Annotated in this window: 9 protein-coding genes; all 9 read left to right on the top strand. The window is 56.6% G+C overall.

Annotated elements, in window-relative coordinates; genetic code table 11:
- On the top strand, nucleotides 1–285 hold a 285-nt coding region (locus BLR31_RS20355; RefSeq protein ID WP_143009478.1), incomplete at its 5' end, for a transposase domain-containing protein.
- Between the two features lie 299 nt (nucleotides 286–584).
- Entirely contained in the window at nucleotides 585–1,067 is a 483-nt protein-coding gene (locus BLR31_RS20350; protein ID WP_090600090.1) for a DUF421 domain-containing protein, read from the top strand.
- A gap of 921 nt (nucleotides 1,068–1,988) precedes the next feature.
- Nucleotides 1,989–2,993 carry a LysR family transcriptional regulator gene (locus BLR31_RS20345; RefSeq protein ID WP_176762789.1) on the top strand — a complete coding sequence of 335 codons (1,005 nt, stop codon included), beginning with the start codon at nucleotides 1,989–1,991 and terminating at the stop codon, nucleotides 2,991–2,993.
- 107 nt (nucleotides 2,994–3,100) lie between these two features.
- Nucleotides 3,101–3,196 (top strand): pyrroloquinoline quinone precursor peptide PqqA, encoded by a 96-nt coding sequence (pqqA, locus tag BLR31_RS20340; RefSeq protein WP_090600082.1) that lies wholly within the window; start codon nucleotides 3,101–3,103, stop codon nucleotides 3,194–3,196.
- 27 nt (nucleotides 3,197–3,223) lie between these two features.
- Nucleotides 3,224–4,132: a pyrroloquinoline quinone biosynthesis protein PqqB gene (gene pqqB, locus BLR31_RS20335; RefSeq protein ID WP_090600079.1), complete on the top strand. Its 909-nt coding sequence runs from the start codon at nucleotides 3,224–3,226 to the stop codon at nucleotides 4,130–4,132.
- Nucleotides 4,129–4,893: a pyrroloquinoline-quinone synthase PqqC gene (gene pqqC / locus BLR31_RS20330; protein ID WP_090600075.1), complete on the top strand. Its 765-nt coding sequence runs from the start codon at nucleotides 4,129–4,131 to the stop codon at nucleotides 4,891–4,893. The genes pqqB and pqqC overlap by 4 nt, the downstream gene beginning before the upstream one ends.
- Nucleotides 4,890–5,210, top strand: a complete 321-nt coding sequence (gene pqqD / locus BLR31_RS20325; RefSeq protein WP_090600072.1) for a pyrroloquinoline quinone biosynthesis peptide chaperone PqqD — start codon at nucleotides 4,890–4,892, stop codon at nucleotides 5,208–5,210. Before pqqC ends, pqqD begins: the two co-directional genes overlap by 4 nt.
- Nucleotides 5,207–6,421: a pyrroloquinoline quinone biosynthesis protein PqqE gene (gene pqqE / locus BLR31_RS20320; protein ID WP_090600068.1), complete on the top strand. Its 1,215-nt coding sequence runs from the start codon at nucleotides 5,207–5,209 to the stop codon at nucleotides 6,419–6,421. The genes pqqD and pqqE overlap by 4 nt, the downstream gene beginning before the upstream one ends.
- A complete protein-coding gene (gene pip / locus BLR31_RS20315) occupies nucleotides 6,411–7,382 on the top strand; it encodes a prolyl aminopeptidase (RefSeq protein ID WP_090600064.1) in 972 nt (323 codons plus the stop codon). Before pqqE ends, pip begins: the two co-directional genes overlap by 11 nt.
- Nucleotides 7,383–7,582: the final 200 nt, after the last annotated feature.

Below are 7,582 nucleotides of genomic sequence, written 5' to 3'. Positions count from 1 at the left end.
CGGCGTGCCGTTCTCGAACGCTTCCTCGTCGACGGTCGTATCGAGATCGACTCCAACATCGTCGAACGCGCCATCAGACCCCAGACCATTACGCGCAAGAACAGTCTCTTTGCCGGAAGTGACGGGGGCGGTCGCTCCTGGGCAACCATCGTGACACTGCTTACCACAGCCAAGATGAACGGAGTCGATCCTCACGCCTGGCTCACTCAGACCCTCGAGCGCATAGCCAATGGCTGGCTCAACAGCGACATCGACGCCCTCATGCCCTGGAACTATGCAGGCTGAACGGTCCTGCCTTCGCGCTTACCAACGACCAAGCTCTCGGACGAGCGCAAAATCTGGCTGATCGACGATAACAAGCGCCAAGTCCGATCGATCGCTTGCCACGTACGAAAAGGAGCCGCTCACCGCTCCTGACGAGCGGGCGCAGGCAGCTGCGGCGCGTTTTAGCCGCGTTTTTTGCGTTTGCCAGCGCCGTGTGCGATCTAAGGTGCGAGGCTGCTCTCGATTGCTCTGTTGAGCATCGGGCTTGCGGGATAGTGGCGGGCATATTGGGCGTCGCAAACACATCGATAGGATGACGCATGGACTTTAGCGAAATGCTATTTCAAGGATGGGAGGGCATAGCGCGTACAGTGCTCGTAGGCACACTTGCATATGTGACGCTGGTGCTGTTCCTCCGAGTCTCGGGCAAGCGAACTCTGGCCAAACTTAATGCATTTGATTTGGTGGTCACCGTTGCGCTCGGCTCCACTCTCTCTGCAATCCTATTGCAAGAATCGATTGCTCTGGCTGAAGGAGCCACGGCCTTCGCATTGCTTATTGCCCTACAATACGCCGTCACATTTGCTTCGGTCCGCTCCCGAGCATTCGCGAAGGCTATCCGGTCAGAGCCCACGCTACTCGCACGAGACGGGACGTTCTGCACGGAAATGATGAAAAAGCAGCGCGTCACCGAGGATGAGGCGCTGGGCGCAGTGCGCGCCGCGGGCGCCTCGAATATCGATGCCGTCGATTTTCTCATCCTAGAAAGTGACGGTACGTTGAGTGTAAAATTGAAGCCTTAGACCCCCATCGAAACCATAGTCAGCTTTGGATGGCTCGCAGCCAAACCCTACCCCTATGGAGGGTATCGTCTAAATCCCAAAGAGCCCATTGCTGGTCTGCGGGAGCGATCGTTCATCAAGGGCTATACGTCCCGTCACGCACGTAAATTGTTCTGCCTAACCCCTGGTCCACTGTCATGCTCTCGACAAAACGCAGTGATACCGCTCGAGCGTCGTCAGACGATCTGCTTGGCAAGCTGACGATCGTGAGTCGAGGGTCCTAATCAAGAGACTTGTGCTTTCGCCGCGTCAAACGGAAGGAAACACCATGTCCATCGAACAGCCAGTTGACCAGATTGTCACTTGCCCCGATTGCTTATCAGACAATGAAATTATCGGAAGCGACCTGCCCCCAACCACACACCGACCATTATGCCAGCGGTTCAAAAATTGGTTTTCTATGAGGTGAAGGCGCCAAAGGCGCTGATCGTGCAAAACGATGAGCGCACCTCCCGAAGCTCGGAAGGCGCGAATGGCCGAGCTTCGGGCTACAGTCCTATTACGGGCTGTCCCTTGAGCATTGTCTGAAGTGTCAATCGCGCTCGGATCGTCATGTTGCCCTTGCTAGCCCTTTGAGCGCGCAAGTCAAGTCGACTCCTGATGTGACCAGATGCCCGCTTTAAAGCGCTCCACCAGTCTGAACCGCGAGATGGCGCATGACCTCTAAGCATAAGCCCAAATAGGGGCACAATAGAGACTGGCGGAAACGGGGCGGTTCGGACTGCCGCGAGATGGGGGATGCTAAGTTGCTGACGTCACCGCCATGCCGGCAATTGCGCTATCAATACCCAACCGATAGGCATGTGCTGTATCGAAGACGTCGGCCAAACCTCCCTTTACGATGGCGACCGGCTGTGCGCCGCGACCCTGAGCATTACGATCATGACTTCCCAATCAACAAAATCGCCTCTCGATATCTCGCTGCACCAGCTCAAGATATTCACTGCAGTTGCAGACGCAGCTACACTGACCGAAGCTGCCAAGCAGTTGGGGATTGCCCAGCCATCTTTATCACAGCAACTCTCGCGGCTTGAAACACTTGTCGGCGCACGCCTGTTCAATCGTAGGCCGGGCGAAATGGAGCTGACCGAAGCCGGGCGGTATCTCCTGCCAAAGGCTGAACACATCTTACGCGGCATGCGCGATCTCGAAGACGGGCTGATGGAATATACCTTTGGCCGCCGGATGACGATCAGGTTGGCCGGCATCACCTCGGTGCTGCGCGTTCTTTTACCCCCGGCACTGCGGCGCTTGCAGGCGATATTTCCCGATGTCGATTTCGATATCCAGGATATGGCGCCATCCGACATTATCGAACTGCTCTATGACCGCCGCATTGCCGTGGGACTGTTTGCAGACAATTCCCTAATGGCCGCCGGCGGCGGGTTTGCCCAGATCCCCCTACTCACAGATTCTCACGTACTGGCCGTGCCCGCCCATCTTGATCTCTCGCAAATCAAGAACCCCGAGCGCGAACTGCCCTCGGAAGCCTTTGCCGTACTCAATCAGTCCATCCAGTTCGCGTTCGGTTCCCAACACACCAAGCGCGTCCAGAACTGGTACGAACGCCTGTTGCCGAGCTACACAATCGTTGCCCAGTGCCGTAGCTTTGAGGTCGCAGCCGAACTGGTCCGGGCTGGCGCAGGCGTGTGCCTGGTTCCCGCGCTCTCACTGCTACACGGCGCAGAAACCCTCAAAGGCATCAGGCTTTACGCCGTAAATTCTGCCCCAAGGCACATCATCGCGCTTCTCCCGACCCAATATCAGCACGCCGAACCCTATCGAACTTTCCTCGACACCCTAAAAGACGCCGCCAGTACCATTGTCCTTCCAGAGGTCTTGCCCATTCCGCCCTTTCTTGATGGCGGGCCTCAAGCCAAGTTCTAGAGCCGACCTGAGGCCCCTGCCATATGCGCGCAGCTATGAGCTCCATAGATTGCGCGCAGCACGCTCTCTTTGCACCATGATTGATACGGCGATGATGCCGTATTCAAATGAGGAGAAGCGCTATGGCCTGGAATAAGCCCAAGCTCACTGAAATTCCCGTCAGCATGGAAATCAACATGTACGCTTGCGCAAAGCGCAAGTAATCGATTTGCCTGTCGCGGTCTCGCGCTATGATTAAGATCCTCATACTCGGCACTGCGGCAGGCGGCGGCGTTCCGCAATGGAATTGTGGTTGCGACAACTGTCGAGATGCCCGCTCCGGCGCGCTCGATGTCCGCGGCAATCAGGCATCGGTGGCCATCAGCTGCGATGGCGAGAACTGGTTTTTGTTCAACGCCTCGCCCGATCTGCGTCAGCAGATCGCCAACACACCCGCGTTGTGGCCCAAACAAGGTTTGAAACGCCATTCCCCCATAGCTGGCGTTATCCTGACCAATGGTGAAATTGACGCAATTGCCGGGCTGTTGACGCTCCGCGAGGGGTCGCCCTTTACCCTTTATGCCCATGAGCGCGTGCTATCGATCCTAAAAAGCAATTCGATCTTTAACGCGCTTAAACCCCAACACGTGGTCCGCCAGCCTGTCGCGCTGGGCGAGAGGTTTTTCCCCGCGCTGCCCGACGGATCGCGTTCGGGACTTGAAATCCTGCCTTTCGCGGCGCCGGGGAAAACTGCCCTGTTTCTCGAAGACAATGACCAAAATACCGAAGGCGATACGCTGGGCCTTCTGGTTGTCGACCGCTCGAGCGGAGCGCGCGTGGTATTTCTTGCTGCCTGCGCCGCAATGACCGATGAGCTTTTAAACCTGATTGACGGCGTCGATGCAGTGTTTTTCGACGGTACGCTGTGGCGCGATGACGAAATGGTTGCAAACGGTTTGAGTTCAAAGACCGGTCAGCGAATGGGTCACATCGCGATGAGCGACGTTATTCCCGCTCTGGCCGAAACGCCGATCGGTAACAAGTTTTTTCTGCACATAAACAACTCCAATCCGGCGCTGCGACCGGATTCCGATGAGCGGAAAATGCTCGAGGCGGCGGGATGGTCCATACCCGCCGAAGGAATGGAAATTACCATATGAACCAGATAACCGCGTTTCCGATCGCACATGATCTCGAGCTAGAATCCCCCGAAGCACTCGAAGCACAGCTTCGCCAAATCGGGGCCACACGCTATCATAACCTGCATCCATTCCATGGCCTGCTGCATGGCGGAAAACTCAACAAGGGGCAGGTGCAGGCATGGGCCCTCAACCGCTATTTCTATCAATCGACCATACCGATCAAAGATGCCGTGGTTGTTTCCCGGTTCCGCGATCGGGCAACCCGGATCGAATGGCGCCACCGTATATCGGACCATGATGGCGACATCGGTAGTGAAGGCGGCATCGAGCGCTGGCTTAAGCTCACGACCGGGCTGGGCCTTGATCCCGATTACGTGGAGTCGACTGAAGGTATTCTGCCCGCAACACGCTTTGCAGTGGAAGCCTATGTCCATTTCGTGCGCGACCGCTCACCGCTCGAAGCCATAGCCTCTTCGCTGACCGAGTTATTTGCGCCCAACCTTCATCAAGAGCGCATCGCCGGTATGCTCGAGCATTACGATTTCATTTCGCCCGATGTGATGACCTATTTCTCGCGTCGTCTCGATCAGGCCACCCGCGATGCTGACTTTGCACTCGACTACGTCAAGACAAACGCCCGCACACCTTATGAGCGGCGGATGGTGTGTAATGCGCTGATCTTTAAAACCAACGTGCTCTGGGTGCAGCTCGACGCGCTCCATCACGCTTATGTCGGCGGACACATTCCACCCGGCGCCTTTGTTCCGGATGCGACATGATCCAGACAGCGCCAGCATCGCTGCGCCGCATGCTCGCAACGTCCCAAAGCGCGCCGCGCCTGGCGCGAGGGGTTAAGCTGCGTCACGATGAGACACGTGATCGTTGGGTACTTCTCGTGCCCGAGCGGGTCCTGGCGCCCGACGATATCGCTGTTGCAATCCTTAAATTGTGTGATGGCAATCGCACCATTGCAGAAATGGCCGAAACGCTGGCGGAGCAATACTCAGCGCCCGCCGACCAAATCACAGCAGATGTGATCGAAATGATCCAGGACCTGGCCAATTCAGGGTTCTTGATCGATGGAGGAAAATCATGAGCCCGACCCTCGACCAGCACCACCCTCAGATCGAATTTGATCCCAATGACGGATTGGCGCTGCTCGAAGGCAAAGGGCAACCGGTGACTGCCAAATACGGTATTCCGCTCGCTGTTTTGATCGAGTTGACCCACAAATGTCCCCTGCAATGCCCATACTGCTCCAACCCCGTTGAGATGGAACGGGCGCGCAACGAACTAACGACCCAAGAGTGGAAGCGCGTTCTTGATGAACTTGCGGACATCGGCGTATTGCAGGTCCATTTTTCCGGCGGTGAACCGACGGCCCGCAAGGACATCGTTGAACTGGTTCAACATGCAACCGATTGCGATCTCTACACCAACCTCATCACCTCGGCGGTTCTTTTAAACCGCGAAAAACTTGCCCAGTTGGCCGATGCTGGCCTGTCCCATATCCAGATCAGTTTTCAAGGCAGCGATGCGACCAAGGCCGACCGCGTTGCCGGCTTTCGCAATGCTCATGCCAAAAAACATGAAGTGGCGCGCTGGGCGCGCGAACTTGATTTGCCGCTAACGGTCAATGCCGTCATGCACCGGCAAAATCTCGATCAGCTCGAAGATATCATTGCCATGGCCGTCGATATGGATGCCGATCGGATCGAGGTCGCCAACGTTCAGTATTACGGCTGGGCGCTCAAAAACCGCGCCGCCTTGATGCCCACAATCGCGCAGATCGATCGCGCCACCCAAGTGGTAGAAGACGCCCGCGAGAGGCTTAAGGGCATCCTCGATATCGATTTCGTCATCCCCGACTATTATGCCGAGCGTCCCAAGAAATGCATGGGCGGATGGGGCCGCCAGTTCTTTAATATCACACCTTCAGGCAAGGTATTGCCCTGTCACGCCGCTGAAACGATTACCGAGCTCGATTTCCTTTCAGTGCGCTCAAATCATTCCATCGCCTGGATCTGGCAAAATTCAGATGCCTTCAACCGCTATCGCGGCACCGGATGGATGCCTGAGCCCTGTCAGAGCTGCGCATTTAAAGAGATCGATTTCGGGGGGTGTCGGTGTCAGGCCTTTGCGCTAACTGGCAGCGCCGACAATACCGATCCAGCCTGCGCTCTTTCTCCGTATCACAGCGCGACTTTCAAAACAGCCGAGACAGAAGCAGAAACCGGTGCCACGCGCTTTATCTACCGCAATTTCGCTGGCGGCACGCTTGAAGCAGAGCCCCAAGATGGAAAGTGAGGCTGTGGTAGGCGGCGATCGCCATGCTCCGCTCACCACGCAAATGCTGCCGGTCGGAGAGGGACATACGCTCTATCTCGAAACCGTCGGAAATCCCAATGGGGTCCCGGTGTTGTTCCTCCATGGTGGGCCGGGCAGCGGGTGCCAACCAAGCCACCGCCGCCTGTTCGATCCGAACCGCTTTCATGCCGTGCTGTTCGATCAGCGTGGGGCCGGCCGTAGCACGCCGCATGGAGACCGATCCGCCAATTCTACTGACCGGTTGATCGCCGATATCGAGACGATCCGCACGATATTGGAAATTGACCGCTGGCTGGTTGTCGGTGGGTCCTGGGGCGCCACGCTCGCTCTTGCCTATGCCCAAAGCCATCCAGAGCGCGTTACAGGAATGGTTCTTCGCGCCACGTTTCTTGGGACAAGGAACGAGCTTGATTGGGCATTTTTAGCGGCCATGCCGCATTTTTATCCGCGGCTCTACGCCGAGTTTTTGGACTTGCTTACGCCACCCGAACGCGTCGATCCGCTTAAAGCCTACTGGCGCAGGATCCTTGATCCCGACCCCGAAGTTCATCGGCCGGCCGCCTTTGCCTGGTATCAGGCCGAGCGCATTCTGTCCCAGATCGCGCCGCCGGCGGACGGGTTGGACTTTAGCCAGATTCCAGCTTTGGGCGCGCGGTTCCCGACCTCTCCATTTATGGAAGCGCATTTTTTTTCTAATGAATGCTTTCTCGAGCCTGGCGAGTTGTTAACAGGCGCGTCAAAATTGGCCCACATTCCCGGGCGTATCGTTCAAAGCCGGTACGACCTCTTATGCCCCCCTGGTACGTCCTATTCGCTGGCAAGAGCGTGGCCGGGTGCACAGGTGCAAATTGTCAGCACAGCAGGTCATGGACAAGGCGAGTCGGGCGTCGAAACCGCCATGAGCAAGGCACTCTCCGAACTTTATTTTGCAACCATGTAAGCTGCTCAGGGATAGGAAAGGGCAATTGGGGGACGTTAAACACGCGTAAATATGTCCACTCCCAACGGACACATATCTATCCGGTTAAAGTACGCTGACCAAGGTTTCACGCAAGTCGTCGCAAAAAAGGCGTCCTAGCCACCAACCAGCGCACAATTTCTGTGGACCGGCGGAATGAATTTTTGCTCGCTCAGAAGGTG

It is taken from the genome of Pelagibacterium luteolum, assembly GCF_900100665.1.
GTDB classification, from domain to species: Bacteria; Pseudomonadota; Alphaproteobacteria; order Rhizobiales; family Devosiaceae; genus Pelagibacterium; species Pelagibacterium luteolum.
The sequence above is the reverse complement of the archived record's forward strand: the minus strand, read 5'-3'. Positions and strand labels throughout refer to the sequence as shown.